This window comes from Halosolutus amylolyticus (genome assembly GCF_023566055.1).
Classification (GTDB): domain Archaea; phylum Halobacteriota; class Halobacteria; order Halobacteriales; family Natrialbaceae; genus Halosolutus; species Halosolutus amylolyticus.
In genome coordinates, this window is record NZ_JALIQP010000001.1 from 323,174 (window position 1) to 337,943 (window position 14,770).

At 68.1% G+C, this 14,770-nt stretch carries 15 protein-coding genes; 5 read left to right on the forward strand and 10 right to left on the reverse strand.

The features are described from left to right. The first annotated feature begins 23 nt into the window (after positions 1–23). Positions 24–239 carry a YgaP family membrane protein gene (locus tag MUN73_RS01605; protein WP_250138700.1) on the forward strand — a complete coding sequence of 72 codons (216 nt, stop codon included), beginning with the start codon at positions 24–26 and terminating at the stop codon, positions 237–239. 109 nt (positions 240–348) lie between these two features. Here MUN73_RS01605 and MUN73_RS01610 read toward each other — a convergent pair whose 3' ends face one another. From MUN73_RS01610 to MUN73_RS01640, 7 genes are all read right to left on the reverse strand, one after another. Continuing rightward, on the reverse strand, positions 349–999 hold the full coding sequence (locus MUN73_RS01610) for an HAD family hydrolase (protein WP_250138701.1): 651 nt from the start codon (positions 997–999) through the stop codon (positions 349–351). A 68-nt stretch (positions 1,000–1,067) separates the two neighbouring features. Continuing rightward, a complete protein-coding gene (locus MUN73_RS01615; protein WP_250138702.1) occupies positions 1,068–1,712 on the reverse strand; it encodes a DJ-1/PfpI family protein in 645 nt (214 codons plus the stop codon). Positions 1,713–1,831: 119 nt separating this feature from the next. Next, positions 1,832–3,079 carry an adenosylhomocysteinase gene (locus MUN73_RS01620; RefSeq protein WP_250138703.1) on the reverse strand — a complete coding sequence of 416 codons (1,248 nt, stop codon included), beginning with the start codon at positions 3,077–3,079 and terminating at the stop codon, positions 1,832–1,834. An 84-nt stretch (positions 3,080–3,163) separates the two neighbouring features. Next, the gene (locus MUN73_RS01625; RefSeq protein ID WP_250138704.1) at positions 3,164–3,949 is read right to left on the reverse strand and encodes an energy-coupling factor transporter transmembrane component T family protein; all 786 of its coding nucleotides are present in this window, start codon (positions 3,947–3,949) and stop codon (positions 3,164–3,166) included. After that, positions 3,946–5,973 carry an ABC transporter ATP-binding protein gene (locus MUN73_RS01630; protein WP_250138705.1) on the reverse strand — a complete coding sequence of 676 codons (2,028 nt, stop codon included), beginning with the start codon at positions 5,971–5,973 and terminating at the stop codon, positions 3,946–3,948. Before MUN73_RS01630 ends, MUN73_RS01625 begins: the two co-directional genes overlap by 4 nt. Positions 5,974–6,013: 40 nt before the next feature. Next, the gene (locus tag MUN73_RS01635) at positions 6,014–6,856 is read right to left on the reverse strand and encodes a QueT transporter family protein (RefSeq protein WP_250138706.1); all 843 of its coding nucleotides are present in this window, start codon (positions 6,854–6,856) and stop codon (positions 6,014–6,016) included. Between the two features lie 120 nt (positions 6,857–6,976). After that, positions 6,977–7,756: an inositol monophosphatase family protein gene (locus MUN73_RS01640; protein ID WP_250138707.1), complete on the reverse strand. Its 780-nt coding sequence runs from the start codon at positions 7,754–7,756 to the stop codon at positions 6,977–6,979. Between the two features lie 92 nt (positions 7,757–7,848). On the opposite strand from MUN73_RS01640, the gene MUN73_RS01645 reads away from it, so the two are divergent. Beyond that, the gene (locus MUN73_RS01645; protein ID WP_250138708.1) at positions 7,849–8,157 is read left to right on the forward strand and encodes a MazG nucleotide pyrophosphohydrolase domain-containing protein; all 309 of its coding nucleotides are present in this window, start codon (positions 7,849–7,851) and stop codon (positions 8,155–8,157) included. 61 nt (positions 8,158–8,218) lie between these two features. Here MUN73_RS01645 and MUN73_RS01650 read toward each other — a convergent pair whose 3' ends face one another. From MUN73_RS01650 to MUN73_RS01660, 3 genes are all read right to left on the reverse strand, one after another. Continuing rightward, a complete protein-coding gene (locus tag MUN73_RS01650) occupies positions 8,219–9,394 on the reverse strand; it encodes an HD domain-containing protein (RefSeq protein ID WP_250138709.1) in 1,176 nt (391 codons plus the stop codon). 87 nt (positions 9,395–9,481) lie between these two features. Beyond that, positions 9,482–9,982 carry a P-loop nucleotide/nucleoside kinase family protein gene (locus MUN73_RS01655; RefSeq protein ID WP_250138710.1) on the reverse strand — a complete coding sequence of 167 codons (501 nt, stop codon included), beginning with the start codon at positions 9,980–9,982 and terminating at the stop codon, positions 9,482–9,484. Between the two features lie 103 nt (positions 9,983–10,085). Then, on the reverse strand, positions 10,086–10,793 hold the full coding sequence (locus MUN73_RS01660) for a hypothetical protein (RefSeq protein WP_250138711.1): 708 nt from the start codon (positions 10,791–10,793) through the stop codon (positions 10,086–10,088). Between the two features lie 127 nt (positions 10,794–10,920). Between MUN73_RS01660 and MUN73_RS01665 the strand changes: the two genes are divergently transcribed. The 3 genes from MUN73_RS01665 to MUN73_RS01675 all read left to right on the forward strand — a co-directional run bounded on the left by MUN73_RS01665 (position 10,921) and on the right by MUN73_RS01675 (position 14,711). Continuing rightward, positions 10,921–11,691 carry an endonuclease NucS gene (locus MUN73_RS01665; RefSeq protein ID WP_250138712.1) on the forward strand — a complete coding sequence of 257 codons (771 nt, stop codon included), beginning with the start codon at positions 10,921–10,923 and terminating at the stop codon, positions 11,689–11,691. Between the two features lie 278 nt (positions 11,692–11,969). Beyond that, positions 11,970–13,013: a tRNA-intron lyase gene (endA, locus tag MUN73_RS01670; protein WP_250138713.1), complete on the forward strand. Its 1,044-nt coding sequence runs from the start codon at positions 11,970–11,972 to the stop codon at positions 13,011–13,013. Between the two features lie 117 nt (positions 13,014–13,130). After that, complete coding sequence (locus tag MUN73_RS01675; RefSeq protein ID WP_250138714.1) at positions 13,131–14,711, forward strand: tryptophan--tRNA ligase; 1,581 nt, start codon at positions 13,131–13,133, stop codon at positions 14,709–14,711. Positions 14,712–14,770: the final 59 nt, after the last annotated feature.

A 14,770-nucleotide genomic window follows, 5' to 3' on the forward strand; every position in this document is an offset into this window, starting at 1 on the left:
CCTACGTTCGCCTGGGTGCTACTATGGACCGAAACGTCGGCGGTATCGACCGTCAGGGGCGGATCATCGTCGGTGCACTGGCTACGATCGCCGGACTCGCCGCGCTCGCGGGCTACTGGACCGTCGGACTCGTCGGGGGCGCGCTGGCGCTCGCGATCGGGGTGATCCTCCTCGCGACCGGGACGACCCAGAAGTGTCCGATCAACGAGGCCGCCGGGATCGACACGACCGAAAAATAAAGCGGCCGGCCGTGAGCGACCGAGAACACATACGGACTGCTGTACATCAGTTCCGACGCAACCGCGACCCGTCTGCGGTTGCGCCGGTACCTCGGTACAGCAATCCGTATCAGCCGGCCAGCCGAAGCACTTCCTCGCGGAGTTCCGCCGCGTCGTCGACGACCACGTCGGCCGGCGAGAGATCGATGTCGCCGTGGGCGTCGATCCGGTAGGCGACGACGATCGTTCCCGCTCGCGCGGCCGCCTCGATCCCGTTTTCGGAGTCTTCGACGACGACGCACTCCTCGGTCGGGATCCCGACCTCGCTCGCGGCGTACTCGAAGACGTCGGGCGCGGGTTTGCTCGCGGCCTCGATCTCGTCGGCGCTGATGACCTCGTCGAACGCGCCTGCGAGATCGAACCGATCGAGCACCAGGCCGATCCAGTCGTGGGGCGAGGAGGAGACCAGCGCCGTGGGAACGTCCCGATCGTCCAGTTCCGCGAGCAGGTCGTGGAGGCCGTCGAGGGAGTCGACGTGCTCGGTGTAGAGCGTCTCCGCGAAGGCTTCGAACCGATCGATCCACTCCTCGCGCGTGATCGCCGTCTCGTACTCCTCGTCGAGGTAGTCGTAAATTTCGCGGAAGTTCATCCCGCTCACCTCCGCGAGGTCGACGTCCGCGTCCGGAACCGCGACCGGGAGCAGTTCCTCGCGTTCGAACTCGACCCAGTAGTCCTCGCTGTCGACGAGCACGCCGTCCATATCGAACAACACGGCAGTCATGTGGTGCGGACTATTCGCCCCGATCGGATAGCCGTTTGGCCCTCCGGGCGGTCGATTGTCGACCCGACTTATCCGAAGACCCCGCCACGGCGCTCGTGTTCCATCTCCGTCTCGACTGCCGAGGCGATGTCGTCGCCGAACTCCCGTTCGAGCAGCCACAGCGCCAGATCGATCCCGGCGGTGACGCCGCCGGCCGTGAGCACATCGCTGTCGTCCGCGTGCCCGCTGGCACGCGCTGGACTGGCGGCGGTAGCCGCCCCGTCGACGACGCGTTCCTCGACCACGTTCGCCGCGTACGCCTCGAGATCGTCGAGAGCGACCTGGTGCGTCGTCGCCGGCCGACCCTCCAGCAGGCCCGCCTCGGCGAGGATCATCGCGCCGGTACAGACCGACGCGATCGTCGCCCCGTTCGCGTAGCGCTCGTCGACTGCGTCCGGCAGGACGCCGTCCTCGACGACGGCCCGGACGCCCTCGTTCGCGGTCGTCCATCCGCCGCCCGGCACGATCAGCAGGTCCGGGTCCCCGAGCGTGCCGTCGGGTTCCACCCGTAGCTGGTGGCTCGCCGTCACCAGGTCGGTCTCCTCGAGCGTGACCAGTCGGACGTCGATCGACGCGCCGGCGTGGGCGCCGTTCTCGAGCACCTCGTAGGGACCGATCGCGTCGAGTTCGTCGAAGCCGTCGAACAGGACGATTTCCGCCGTGATATCGACCATGTTCGCCTATTGGTCGATCGAGGAATACGTGTTTCGTAGCGTGTGCAACGGATCGGGGAGGCCGCTCGCCCGTCGATACGAGCGCGCTGGCCGATCGACCACCTCGTCCGGCCGCTCGATCAGAACGCGCTGTCCGGGTGCTCCCACTCCTCGTAGTACTCGCGCTGGCGATCGGTGAGGTCGTCGACGTCGACGTCTAACGTCTCGAGTTTCCGGTTGGCGACCGCGCGATCGAGACGATCGGGCATCGCGTACAGGCCCGGCGCGAGTTTCTCGCCGCGGCCCTCTGCGAGCATGTCGCGCGCGGCTTCGAACATCATCGCGAACGTCGTGTCCATCACTTCGGCGGGATGGCCGCTGCTGTGCGGCCCGGTAAGGTTGACGAGTCGCCCCTCCGCGAGCAGGTTGATCCGGCGCCCGTCGGCCATGTGGTAGCGAGTGACGCCGTCGCGAGGTTCGGTGACGCGATCGGCGGCGTCCTCGAGGGCCGCGACGGCGATCTCGACGTCGAAGTGGCCGGCGTTCGCGAGGATGACGCCGTCCTGGAGTTCGTCGAAGTGGTCCTCGCGGACGACGTCGCGGTTCCCCGTCGACGTGATGACGTAGTCGGCCTCCGAGGCGGCCTCGGCCATGCTGGCGATCCGGTGGCCGTCCATGTGCGCTTCGAGGGCCTTCCGCGGGTCGACCTCTGTGACGATCGTCTGCGCGCCCATCCCGCGGGCCTTACGTGCGATGCCGCGGCCACAGTAGCCGTAGCCGCCGACGACGACGGTCTTGCCCGAGAGCATCGTGTTGGTCGTGATCATCACGTTCGACAGCGAGGACTCGCCGGTGCCGTGGACGTTGTCGAAGAAGTGTTTCATCGGCGTGTCGTTGACGCCGTAGACCGGGAACTCGAGGACGTCCTCGTCTTCCATAGCCTCGAGGCGGGTGATCCCGGCCGTGGTCTGCTCGCCGCCGCCGATCACCTGCCGGGCGACGTCTGGGTGGTCCGCGTGGACCTTCGCGATCAGCTCGCAGCCGTCGTCGAGGATGAAGTCGGGTTCGGCCTCCAGCAGTCGGTGCTGGCCGTCGGCCCACTCCTCCTCGGTCATGCCGGCTTCGACGAACGTCTCGACGCCGTCCTGGTCGCGAAGGGCGTCCACCACCTCGCCCTTGGTGCTGTAGGGTTCGCTCCCGGTGACGAGAACCTCGGCCCCCGCGTCGCGCAGAGTCTCGATTAGCACGCCCGTCTTCTGCTCGAGGTGGGAGGCCAGCGCGACGCTGTACCCCGAGAGCGGCTGTTCCTCGCCGTACTCGTCGGCGAGCGATCGCAGGATGGGCGTGTAGTCGCGCGTCCAGGCGAGCGGGTCGGTCTGGTCTGACATACCGTGGTCAACGTCGTTGCACCATCATAAATCCCGCTGACGGTCAGCACGATCGACCGAGGGCACGCCGACGAGGCGAGACACTCAGACGGTCCCGTACCCCTGCAGTCGGAGCCAAACCGACGCGGCCGCGACCGCGAGACCGAGGACGACGACCAGCCAGTCGGCCGTCCCGAACGGCTGCCTGTTGTAGAACGATCGCTCGCCGCGGGTGTCGAAGCCGCGCGCCTCGAGCGCCATCGCCTGCGTCTGGACGTTCCGGATCGCGGTCATGAACACCGGGATCAGGAGCGGGACGTAGCTCCGGAGCAGGGTGATCGGGTTACGTCCGCCGACCTCGTGGCCGCGTGCGGCCTGGGCCTGTCGCACCGTGTTGGCCGACCCAAGGAACGTCGGGAACAGCCGTAAGGCGGTGCCGACGGCGAAACAGAACGCGTACGGGATGCCGATCGATCGCATCCCCGCGACGATCTCCTCGTTTGAGGTCGTGGTCACGAACAGCAGCCCGCCCACGATGAACGCCGCGATCCGTTGGGATCGGCCGAGCGCGAACAGCACCTCCCGTTCGGTGATCGACCCGAGCGGCGTCGAGAGCAACACGTCCCCGCCGGGGTCGGTGAACGCCGGCCAGACGGCGAAGCCGACGAGGAACAGCGCGACCACGATGAACGAGAGGCGTTTGAAGTTCGGCCAGCCGCCGACCGCGACGAGCGCGACGAACGAGGCCGCGAGCGGGACGAACACCCACAGCGGGTCGCCGAAGGCGTAGGCCGCCACGAACACGCCCAGGAGCAGTCCCATCTTCGAACGCGCGTTCAGGCGGTGGAGGAACGTGTCGCGATCGACGTACAGCGACGGCGAGGAACTCACGCGCGTTCACCTCCGGTGGCGTCGTCAGTGTCACCGTCGGCGTTTCTCGCGCCGTCGGTATCGTCGTCGTCGCAGTCACCGTCATCGCGTCCGCCGTCGGCGCGACTGTCGGCGTCCGACGCGTCCCCGCTCGCCACCGATCCGGTGGAGCGAGCCGTTTCGGTCTCGGACGCCTGCCCGCCGCCGAGTCCCGCGACGACTTCGTCGACCGAGAGGGCGGGCAGCGCGTCGTCCTGGCCCGTTTCGGTCGCCAGCCGGTTCGAGAGCGCCACCGACTGCGGCGGTTCGAGTTCCCACCGTTCGAGGAGCGACTCGTCGGCGAACAGTTCCCGCGTCGGTCGATCGAAGACCTTCTCGCCGTCAGCCATCACGACCGTCCGCGGCGCGTAGCGGGCGACGGTGTGCATGCTGTGGGTGACCATCACGACGGTCACCCCCGCCTCCCGGTTGAGGCGGGCGACGAGATCCATGAACCGATCGCGCTGGGTCGCGTCGAGGCCAGTCGTCGGCTCGTCGAAGACGATCGCGTCGGGGTCGGTCGCGAGGATCGACGCCAGCGCGACCCGCTGGCGCTGCCCTTTCGAGAGGGCGAACGGGTCCGCGTCCTCCAGCCCGTCGAGTTCGACCGTCTCGATGGCGTCTTCGATCGCCCGATCGAGTTCTTCGCCCTCCATGCCGAAGTTCTCGGGGCCGAACGCGACCTCTTCGCGGACGGTGTCGGCGAAGATCTGGTGGTCGGGGTTCTGGAAGACGTAGCCGACCGAGCGGCCGACCTCGCTCATCGAGCGGTCCGAAACCTCCTCCCCGCGCCAGCGCGCGCTCCCCGCGTCGGGTTCGAGCAGTCCGTTCAGGTGCTTCGCAAGGGTCGTCTTCCCGCTGCCGTTGTGACCGACGATCGCGACGACCTCTCGCTCGTTGACCGTGAGGTCGACGTTGTCGACCGCCCGCACCGTCTCCCGATCGGTCTCGTACTCGTGGACGATGCCCTCGAGTTCGAACAGCGGTTCGCCGGTGTCGCGTCCGGTGTCGGCCGGTGCGCCGGGGAGCGCCGCGTCGCGACGCGCGGGCGGCGTCCAGGTGAGGCCGCGATCGAGGACGGCGTCGGCGGCCTCCTCGGGGTACAGCGGCAGGTCCTCACGGACCCAGCCGAGTCGATCGAACACCTCGACGACCGGCGGCACGGCAACGCGTGCGTTCCGGAGCGCCTCGACGTCGGTGAACACGTCGCGGGCCGGCCCCTCGCGATACACGCGACCGGCGCGAAGCAGGACGGCCCGGTCGGCCAGTAGCGCCTCCTCGATCTCGTGGGTGACCAGCACGATCGTCTCCGGGCCAGGCCACCCCTCGGGGGCGCTCGCTCCGTCGGCGTCCGCGAGCGAGCGGATCACCGACAGCGTGTCGTGACTCCCCGCCGGATCGAGGTCGCTGGTCGGTTCGTCGAGCAACAGCAGGTCGGGGTGGTTCGCGACGACGCCGGCGAAGACGAGGCGCTGTTTCTGTCCGCCCGAGAGCGCGTCCGGCGGGCGTCTGCGCGCGAGATCGTCGAGTCCCGCGATCTCGAGCGCGTGATCGGCCCGGGGGTCGATATCGGCCGGTGGGATCGCGAGGTTTTCGGGACCGAAGGCGACCTCGCTCTGGACGCTCGTCCCGAACAGTTGTGCCTCGTAATCCTGGAGAACCATCCCGACGTCGGCGGCCATCTCCGGCACGCGAGCGGCGGTCGCGTCCCGACCGAGGACATTCACGTCGCCCGCGAACGACCCGGTGATGAAGTTCGGAATGATCGAGTTGAACGTCCGCAACAGCGTCGACTTGCCGCCGCCGCTGGCGCCCATCACCACGGTGAACGCTCCGGCGGGAACGTCGAGGTCGAGACCGCGAAGGACGGCGCCGCCGCGCTCGTCCGGGTCGTAGTCCTCGACGTCGGCGAACGAGTCCGCCGGCGGCAGATCGAGGCCGCGCTCGTAGGCGAAGACGACGTCCCGCAGAACCGCCGCGTCCTCGTCGGTCGAGTCAGTGTCCATGATATCGAATACAGGTGGATTATAGGTTAAAACAGCGTGGTTAGTCGATCAGTTCGGAGAGTCGCTCGCCGGAGATTGAGGTCAGTCCGAGGAAGATCAAGAACGCGATCGCGCCGAGGGCGATCTGGACGGTCGCGCCGCCCTCGCCGAACGTCGCCCCCTGATCGGCGGCGAACGGGACGTCCTGGACGCCCATCGAGATAGCGATTCCGACGACGACCCAGGCGATCGCGATCGTCAGCAGTCCGAGCGCGGCCGTCTGGGCCTGTCCCGTACCAGTGTCCGGCAGATCCTCGTCGTGGAGCAGATCGGTGTAGAGTAGCCCCATCCGCTTGATGCGCGGGTACGTCAGGTACAGCAGCGGCGGTCCGAGCACGACCGTCGCGAGCGTGTTGTTCAGGAAGATCAGCGTCCCGAGCACCGAGAAGGGGAAGAGTCCGAGCACCTCGAGTCCCCAGGCGATGATCGCCGCACACGCCGCCGAGGCCGCGACGGCGACGGCGACGAACTCGACGAGCTGGCGACCGGCGTTCTCGCGGAAGTCGGGTTCGACGCCGCTCGAGAGGGGACCGAGGTTCCCCCAGAGCTTGTAGCCGAGCATGCCGAAGAAGAAGTTTCCGATGAAGCCGAACAGGCTCCCCGGACCGAACGTACCGGCGAAGATGTCGTTGATCAGGTTCCCGATCGCCGACCCCCAGGCCGCCGCCGGACCGAACATGAGGCCAAAGATCACCGGAATGACGTTTCCGGGACGAACCGCCGTGATCCCCGGGACGAGCACTAACCCGGCGAAGGGAATCAGCAGTGCGGCGTACACTGCCGCCACGACCGCTACTAACATGATCATCCGCGTGTCCCGCCACATCGTGACAAGTTCTCGCATTGCCTTACAAAGCTCAGAACTACCACTTAAACGTACCTATTATGAAAGTTACAAATCTGTCGAATCGGGCGAGAGTAAACCGCTCGGCGCGGGTTCCCAGGGGCAGGAACAGGGGGTCCGTCACGAAACGCACTTGGAGACGAGGTCGACGAGTTCCGCGCGCAGATCGACGGTCACGGCACCGACGAACCAGTCCTCGCCGGTCGCCGTCCGGAGTCCGCTCTCGGCCGCGAAGAGTTCCCCCAGAAGCTGTTCTTCCCGATCGGGCCGATAGGAGACGACGCCGTCCAGTCGTCCCCGGGCGAGGAGCCCCCAGTGAACCGTCGGGCTCCAGCTCTCGAGGCGGCGCTTGCAGCGGTCCTCAATCGCGCGGTTGATCGCGTCGGAGACCGCACGCCGATCGGGCTGGCGTTTCACGTCGTGGCCGATGACCGAGACGACCGTGGCGGTCGCGGGATCGGCGTCGCGGTCGGCGCTGACCGGGTGGCCGTTGTACCTGACGCCCTCGCCGCGCCGTCCCACGTACAGGTCGTCGAGCATCGGTACGTAGGCGACGCCCAGAACCGGTTCGTCGTCGGCGAGGACCGTCACCGCCGAGGCGAACGACGGCAGTCCGGATTCGAAGTTGTTCGTTCCGTCGAGCGGGTCGACGACCCACTCGTACGCGCCGTTCCCCTCGTGAACGCCCGACTCCTCGGCGTCGATCCGGTGGTCGGGAAACGCCGATCGGACGACCGCGAGCATGCGCTCTTCCGCGCCCGTATCGGCGCTCGACTTCACGTCGTGTGCGGACCGATCGGCGGACGTCTGCCCGGTCCGGTAGATCTCCCGCAGGTACCGCCCGCCGACGGTACAGGCTTCGATCGCGGTTCCCTCGATCGCGGAGAGTGTCGACTCCATAGGTCGAGTCGTTGATCGGTACGTCGCCTTGAACGTTTCTTTCGACAGGTAGAAATCGTGTCATTCTTCGGGCGACCGATTCTCGAACGGATATGGACGAACAACAGCGACAGGTCGCCGACTTCGTCGAGGCGCACGGACTCGAGACCCCGCCCGCGTACAGGCTCCTCGATCTCGTCTCGGAGGTCGGCGAACTCGCGAAGGACGCGAACGAGTCGACCGACTACGGGAGCACGCCCGAGACGGTCTCGATCGAACCGGACGAGATCGGCGACGCGCTGTTCGCCCTGCTGGCGATCGCCGACGCGCTCGAGATCGACGCCGAGGAGGCGCTCGAGACGGCCATGGCGAAGTACGACGCCAGAATGGACGAGCGCGACACCCCGGGATCGGGGACCTAATGCCGGGAGCGGGGGCCTGAAGTGGGAGCGGGGGCCTGAAGTCGGGAGCGGAACCGCGCGGTCAGGGTGCCGGATCGCCGTCGACGTCGAGCACCGTCGCCGCCGCCTCGCGAACGGGCGCGAGGTCGTCGGGCGGGGCGTACACCCCGAGCCGCCAGATCTCGCGCGCGCAGGCGTCGAGACCGGCGACGAGCGACGATCGCTCCTCGAGTCGGCGCGGCTCCCCGTCGACGACGACCGTCGCCCGCGACTCGGGCGAAGACGGGTCGCCCGGGCTGTCGAGGATCACCGCCGACGGATCGACGCCCGCCTCGCCCGCGATCTCGCGCTCGAGGTCGCGCGTGCGATCGTACCCGATCTCGACGAACCGATCGGGGACGGCCCCCCGCCTGGCCCACAGCGCCCGCTTGTAGAGCGATCGATCGCGGAGGCGACGCGCCAGGTCGCTCGTCGGTTCGTAGTCGGCGAGCGTCGCCAGCAGTTCCTCGTCGGTCAGCCTCGCGAAGTTCTCGGGAGCGACCTCCCCGTCGGCGAGGAGGCGTTCGCTCGCCCGATCGAGCATCGAACCGGCGATCCGTGAGACGTGGTGGCGGTAGACGGTCGCGTTCATCAGCGTCCGGGCGATCAGCGCGCTCTCGGCGGTCGCGACGTTGCCGTCGGCCAGCGCGAGGTCGCCGTCGACGATCCGGAAGGCACGCACCAGCCGCGCGTGGTCGATCGTTCCGTAGGGGACGCCGGTGTGGTGGGCGTCCCGCACGAGGTAGTCCATCCGATCGACGTCGAGCGCGCCGGAGACGAGATCGCCGAGTGGGCCGCGACCGTCGACCGTCGCGGCGACGGCCGCGGGATCGAGCCCCTGTTCCTCCAGGACCGCCCCGAGTTCCGTTGCCGCGAGCAGCCACTCGATCTCGTCGTGGTGGCGACCCAGGTGGCGCTCGATCGCGGCCTCGGTCTGGTGACCGAACGGGCCGTGCCCGACGTCGTGGACCAGCGCCGCGGCGCGGAGGCGATCGGCGAGCGCCGAGTCGAGGTCGAGCTGGTCGACCGCGTTCGAGGCGAGGTGGTAGACGCCGAGACTGTGTTCGAACCGGGTGTGGTTCGCGGAGGGGTAGACGAGCTGGACGGTACTCAGTTGCCGGACGTAGCGGAGCCGCTGCATCGGCGCGGTGTCCAGCAGCGCCTCCGCGACGGGGCCGAGTTCGATGTAGTCGTGGACGCTGTCCTTGATCGTCGTCATGGACGATACACTCGTGAGTGGGGCCTTAGCCGCGGTGGTCTCCGGCGAACGCGAGCGTGGGCCGACGACGCGCGGTCTCGCCGGTGGCTACAGCACCGATCGATCGATCTGGTCGTAGGTGGCCTCGAGCGTGCCCGAGTTGTCGATCACGACGTGGTCGCGTTCGATCGGGTCGAAGGTCCGTTTGAGTTGCAGGTACTGGTCGAACGCGGCGTCGCTGACGGAGTCGGTCCGGTTCTCGATGCGATCCCTGACGACGTCGACGTCGCAGGTCACGCGCACGAACTGCACTGCGGCGTCCGCTTCGCGGGCGGTCGCGGCCGCCCGATCGCGAAACCGTTTCGCGCGGAACGTCGCGTCGAGGACGACGTCCGAGCCCGATTCGAGGGCGTCCCGTGCGCACGCGAGAAGTTCCTCGTAGGTCGTGTCGGTCTCCTCGTCGGTGTAGTCCGGGTCCGGGAACAGCCGTTTTCGAACCTCGTCGCTGCGGTATCGGTCCGCCGGCAGTCGCTCTGCAGTGTAGGCGGACGCGGCGGATTTTCCCACCCCCGGGAGGCCACAGTAGACGATCAGCGTTGGACGGTGCACGGTCTCTCATGGCGGGGACCGGTACTAAATCGAACCGGTTCCGGAGTCCGTCGGAACCGGCCTCCCGAACTCTCTGAACGCCGTCGTCGCCGGCGTGCCGTCCTCACCGGAGCCCCAGCGTCCGTGCCCGCTCCCGGAATAGGTCCGAATCGGCCACGTTCGACTCGAGCGCGTCCGGATCGTACTCGAGCGGCGGCGACTCGTGGTCGCTCTCGGGCAGGTGAACCGACAGTTCGTGCCGGCCGACGGCCGAATCCGCCGCGTCGACCACCGTCAGGTCCGCGGCCGTCACCTCGACGTCGAGTGCGTCCCGGACCGCCCGGGCGAGTCGCTTCTCGGCGTGGGTGTAGCCGGGGAGACTCCGCTTTACCGGCGCAGGCACGTCCGAGAGGTACGCTTCCGGGGCATCGTGGAGCAAGCCCCAGCGCTGGGCGGCCCGACTGCCCCCGCGCGCCTCGACCTCGCGGCTCACGTGCACCGAGTGGCGTGCGACGCTGTAGAAGCGCGTTCCCTGGCCGGTGAAGCGGCTGAGGTTCGACAGCGCGTGGGCGACGTCGTCCAGGTCGATCGCCGCCGGATCGGGATCGAGCGGCGTAATCGTCTCGCCCGATATCGTATCGATCGCGCCGTGGCCGCCGTTCGCGGCCGCGAGGAGGTCCTGTAACTCCCCCGCGACGGATTCGAACCGGGCCCGGAACTCGTCGTCGCTCCCGTCGGCCGCGTGGAGGTCCTGTCGCAACGCTCCCAGTTCCGTCTGGAGGTCGCCGATCCGGCGGGAGAGGGGCCCGACGTCGTCGTCCGGTTCGACCATACTGGTCGTCAGCGGAGACACTCAATAAATGTGTTCCGTCGTCCGGAACCTCGACGTCACCTGGTCGGTCGCAGCCGGTCACACCACCGTCCGCGGGTTTAAGTACCAAACCGCGGCCAGACGTCCCATGATCGACGACGCGATTCGCGTGCTCGCCGGTGACTGCACCGTGATCACGGACGGAACCGATCGCGAGGAGTATCGCGGCCGGGTGACCACGATCGTCAAACCCGACAACACCGTGCTGGTCCACGACGTCGACGGCTACCAGCCCGTCGCGTGGCTCACCCGCGCCGACGCGATATCCAGCGATCGCGCCGACGGCTTCACCCTCGTGGCGACGAAGGACACCCAGACCCTCCGGATCGCCGCCCACGAACAGGACGGGTTCGCCCACTACCCGAGTTCGGCCGCCGGCACCCCTGTCGGCACCTGTCCGGCGTGTGACGGCGCGCTCGTGCGATCGTCCGGCGTCCACTGCGTCGGCTGTGGCGACCGGTACGGCGTTCCGTCGGACGCGACGATCCGGGACGAGCGCTGTGACTGCGACTGCGGGCTCCCGAAGATGCGCGTCGAGCGCGGCCTCGCCTTCACCGTCTGTCTCGATCGCGACTGCGAGTCGCTCGACGACGCCGTCCGCGAGGCGTTCGATCGGGAGTGGGCCTGTCCCGAATCGGGCTGTGACGGCGACCTCCGGGTCCTCCGCCGCGGCGGCCTGATCGCCGGCTGCGAGCACTATCCCGACTGCGACACCGGCTTCGCGATTCCAGCCGGTATCGTCGACGGCGAGTGCGCCTGCGGCCTCCCGACGTTCGAAACGCCGAACGGGACACGCTGTCTCGACGCCACCTGCGAACGGGTGATCGAGGGATCGATCGGGGCCGCGGGTGACGACTGAGCCTCAACTGGACACCCGCCGGACCGGTACCGATCGTCCACCGGACTGAGCCGCTCGTCCAACCCACCGCGGGCGGGAATGAAAGGGGCTGGCACGATCGACGAACCCCGACGATGTAAGGACCGCAGGAGCGAAGCGACGAGGACCGCAGCGAGTCGCGGGAGTCGATTCGTGCCAGGGGCTTTCAGGATGGGCCACCTCGGTTCGATCACGCTCGAATCGGGCTCACGTGGGACTCGATCCGCAGTCACTTAGTGCCCGACGGCAAAGCCACTGGTATGTCACTCGAGGGGCGGTTCGACGAGGACGACGGCGTCGTCCGCGTGGGCGACAATGCACGCCAGCGGTTCTACGATTCCCGGGGCTACGGCTACCCGCTGGAGGGCAACGAGATCGCCCTCGCACCCGTCGAGGCGGCCCACCTGCTCTTTCGCGGCGACCTCGCGGCGATCGTCGACGGCGACGATCGGCTGGACTTCCAGTCGTTCGTCGCCCGCGAACCCGGGACGGACTTCGGGGTCCGGTTTCTGGTCTACGCGGATCTCCGATCGCGGGGCTTTTACCTCTCGCCGGCGGCGGAACCGTGGGTCGCGAATCCCCCGGACGCCGACTTCGCCGTCTTCCCGCGCGGGAAGGGGCCGACCGACGGCGAGATCGAGTACCCGCTTCGGGTGCTCGGCGAACGAACCGACGTGCCCGCGAGCGCGCTCTCGGCGGGCGTCCTCGCCGTCGTCGACGAAGAGAGCGAGATTACCTACTTCGAGGTGGGCCGGCGCGACCCCTCGGGGGACTCCGCGACCGCGCTCCCCGAGCGCTGTGAGGCCGCCCTGCTCGCGGATCGGGTCGTCGTCTGGGAGCCGCCGCTGGCCCTGTACGAGGAGACGTTCTACGGCCAGCCGCTCGAGGGCCGAGAGTACGATCGGCCGACGCTCCAGTGTTCCCTGCTCGAGGCGACCTACCTCGCCGAGCAGGGTGCGATCGACCTCGACCCGGCGACGGTGCGCGAGCGGGGGCGCGACGTCGAGGGCGAGCGATTCGATCGCCGCCTGCGCGTCTACACCGAACTGCGCGAGCGCGGGGTCGTCCCCAAGACGGGGTACAAGTTCGGCGCGGACTTCCGGACCTACGCGACCGTCGACTCGGTCGACGACCTCGGACACTCGGAACTGCTCGTTCGCGTCCATCCCGCCGACGCCGTCTTCGAGCCGCGCGATCTGGCGCTCGACGTCCGCCTCGCCCACGGCGTCCGGAAGACGATGGTCTTCGCGCTCGTGGGCGACGACGGGATCGAGTGGTGGTCGATCGAACGCGTGACGCCCTGAGTGTGACGGCCGATCGGTCGTCGCGAGGGCGTGCACTGATTCCTCGCGCCCCGCGACGAATCGGAACCGCGGGCGAAGGCGAAGGCTTTTGCGCTCCGGCGCGCCAAAACGCACCTGATGACCGGAGACGACCCACTCGAGGAGTCCGAGTCAGGGGAACCGATGACCGACGGCGGGGCCGCAGGCGCAGACGACGTCGCGCTGGATCCCTGGGGTTCCTCGAGCGTCTCCGACTACCGCAAACTGTTCGAGGAGTTCGGCATCGAGGAGTTCGACGAGGTTCTCGAGGCGGTGCCGAACCCTCACTACCTGATGCGACGGGGCGTGATCTTCGGCCACCGCGACTACCGGCCGATCGCCGAGGCGCTGCGGAACGACGAACCAGCCGCCGTTCTCTCCGGGTTCATGCCCACTGGCGACCCCCACATCGGCCACAAACTCGTCTTCGACGAGATCATCTGGCACCAGCAACAGGGGGCCGACGCCTACGCGCTGATCGCCGACCTGGAGGCAAACTCCGCCCGCGGGATGACGTGGGAGGAGATCGACGAGCACGCGCGGAACTACCTGCTCTCCCTGCTCGCGCTCGGGTTCGACCCCGACGAGGGCGAACTCTACCGCCAGTCGACCAATCGGGAGGTACAGGACCTCGCGTTCGAACTCGGCGCGGAGGCCAACTTCTCGGAACTCGAGTCGATCTACGGCTTCGACGGCGAGACCGACGTCTCGCACATGCAGTCGGTCGTCACGCAGATGGCCGACATCCTCTACCCGCAACTCGACGAGCCCAAACCCACCGTGATCCCCGTCGGCCCGGACCAGGACCCCCACGTCCGACTGGCTCGCGACCTCGCCGAGCGGATGCGCTTTTTCAAGGTGAGCGAGGCCTACGCGAGCTTCGAACTCGAACCCGAGGAGCGCGCGCTGGTCGCCAACGTCTACGATCGGCTCGATCCCGCCGAGTTCGACGACGACACCCTGCGGTGTGTCCACGTCGCCGAGGCGATCGAAGAGACGCCGCTCGAGGACCTAGACGTCGGCGCGGACGTCCTGGGCGCGGTCCTGACGAAACTCGAGGAGGCCGGCATGGAGCCCGTTCGTCCCAGAACGCGCTTCTTCGATCGGCGGGCGACCGACGAGGCGTTCGACGCGCTGATCGACGCGATCGAGGGCGAGAAGCGCGTCTACGAGAGCCACGTCGACGCCTTCGACCTGGACGTCGCCGCGGCGGAGGAACTCGCCCGCGAGGTCGAGGTCGAGAACGGCGGCTACGGCTTCCAGCCCCCGTCGTCGATCTACCACCGGTTCATGACCGGGCTGACCGGCGGGAAGATGTCCTCGTCGATCCCGGCGAGTCACATCTCGTTGCTCGACGATCCCGAGGACGGCTACGACAAGGTGAAAGCCGCGACGACCGGCGGCCGCGAAACCGCCGAAGAGCAACGCGAGAAAGGGGGCCGCGCGGACGAGTGTCCCGTCTACGAACTGTACGCCTACCTGCTGTCCGGCGACGACGACGAGTTCGCGAAACGCGTCTACGACGAGTGCGTCGGCGGCGAGCGCCTCTGTGGCGACTGCAAGGAACAGGCCGCCCAGCTCATGCGGGAGTTCCTCGAGGAGCACCAGGAGAAGCGCGAGGAGGTCGCGGACCTGCTCGAGGACGCCGACATCGAACTCGAGTCCCCGCGCCGGCGGTAACCGGTTCCGGGAGTCGCAGTCCGAGGGTTATTCGGCCGTATTCGATGCATATTTTTGAC

What these genes read in the sequence shown, in the direction of transcription:
- MUN73_RS01605 (WP_250138700.1), top strand. Translation starts at nt 24, where the DNA reads ATGGACCGAAACGTCGGCGGTATCGACCGTCAGGGGCGGATCATCGTC.
- MUN73_RS01620 (WP_250138703.1), bottom strand. Translation starts at nt 3,079, where the DNA reads ATGTCAGACCAGACCGACCCGCTCGCCTGGACGCGCGACTACACGCCC.
- MUN73_RS01665 (WP_250138712.1), top strand. Translation starts at nt 10,921, where the DNA reads ATGATCGACGACGCGATTCGCGTGCTCGCCGGTGACTGCACCGTGATC.
- MUN73_RS01635 (WP_250138706.1), bottom strand. Translation starts at nt 6,856, where the DNA reads ATGCGAGAACTTGTCACGATGTGGCGGGACACGCGGATGATCATGTTA.
- MUN73_RS01630 (WP_250138705.1), bottom strand. Translation starts at nt 5,973, where the DNA reads ATGGACACTGACTCGACCGACGAGGACGCGGCGGTTCTGCGGGACGTC.
- MUN73_RS01640 (WP_250138707.1), bottom strand. Translation starts at nt 7,756, where the DNA reads ATGGAGTCGACACTCTCCGCGATCGAGGGAACCGCGATCGAAGCCTGT.
- endA (WP_250138713.1), top strand. Translation starts at nt 11,970, where the DNA reads ATGTCACTCGAGGGGCGGTTCGACGAGGACGACGGCGTCGTCCGCGTG.
- MUN73_RS01660 (WP_250138711.1), bottom strand. Translation starts at nt 10,793, where the DNA reads ATGGTCGAACCGGACGACGACGTCGGGCCCCTCTCCCGCCGGATCGGC.
- MUN73_RS01645 (WP_250138708.1), top strand. Translation starts at nt 7,849, where the DNA reads ATGGACGAACAACAGCGACAGGTCGCCGACTTCGTCGAGGCGCACGGA.
- MUN73_RS01615 (WP_250138702.1), bottom strand. Translation starts at nt 1,712, where the DNA reads ATGGTCGATATCACGGCGGAAATCGTCCTGTTCGACGGCTTCGACGAA.
- MUN73_RS01650 (WP_250138709.1), bottom strand. Translation starts at nt 9,394, where the DNA reads ATGACGACGATCAAGGACAGCGTCCACGACTACATCGAACTCGGCCCC.
- MUN73_RS01675 (WP_250138714.1), top strand. Translation starts at nt 13,131, where the DNA reads ATGACCGGAGACGACCCACTCGAGGAGTCCGAGTCAGGGGAACCGATG.
- MUN73_RS01610 (WP_250138701.1), bottom strand. Translation starts at nt 999, where the DNA reads ATGACTGCCGTGTTGTTCGATATGGACGGCGTGCTCGTCGACAGCGAG.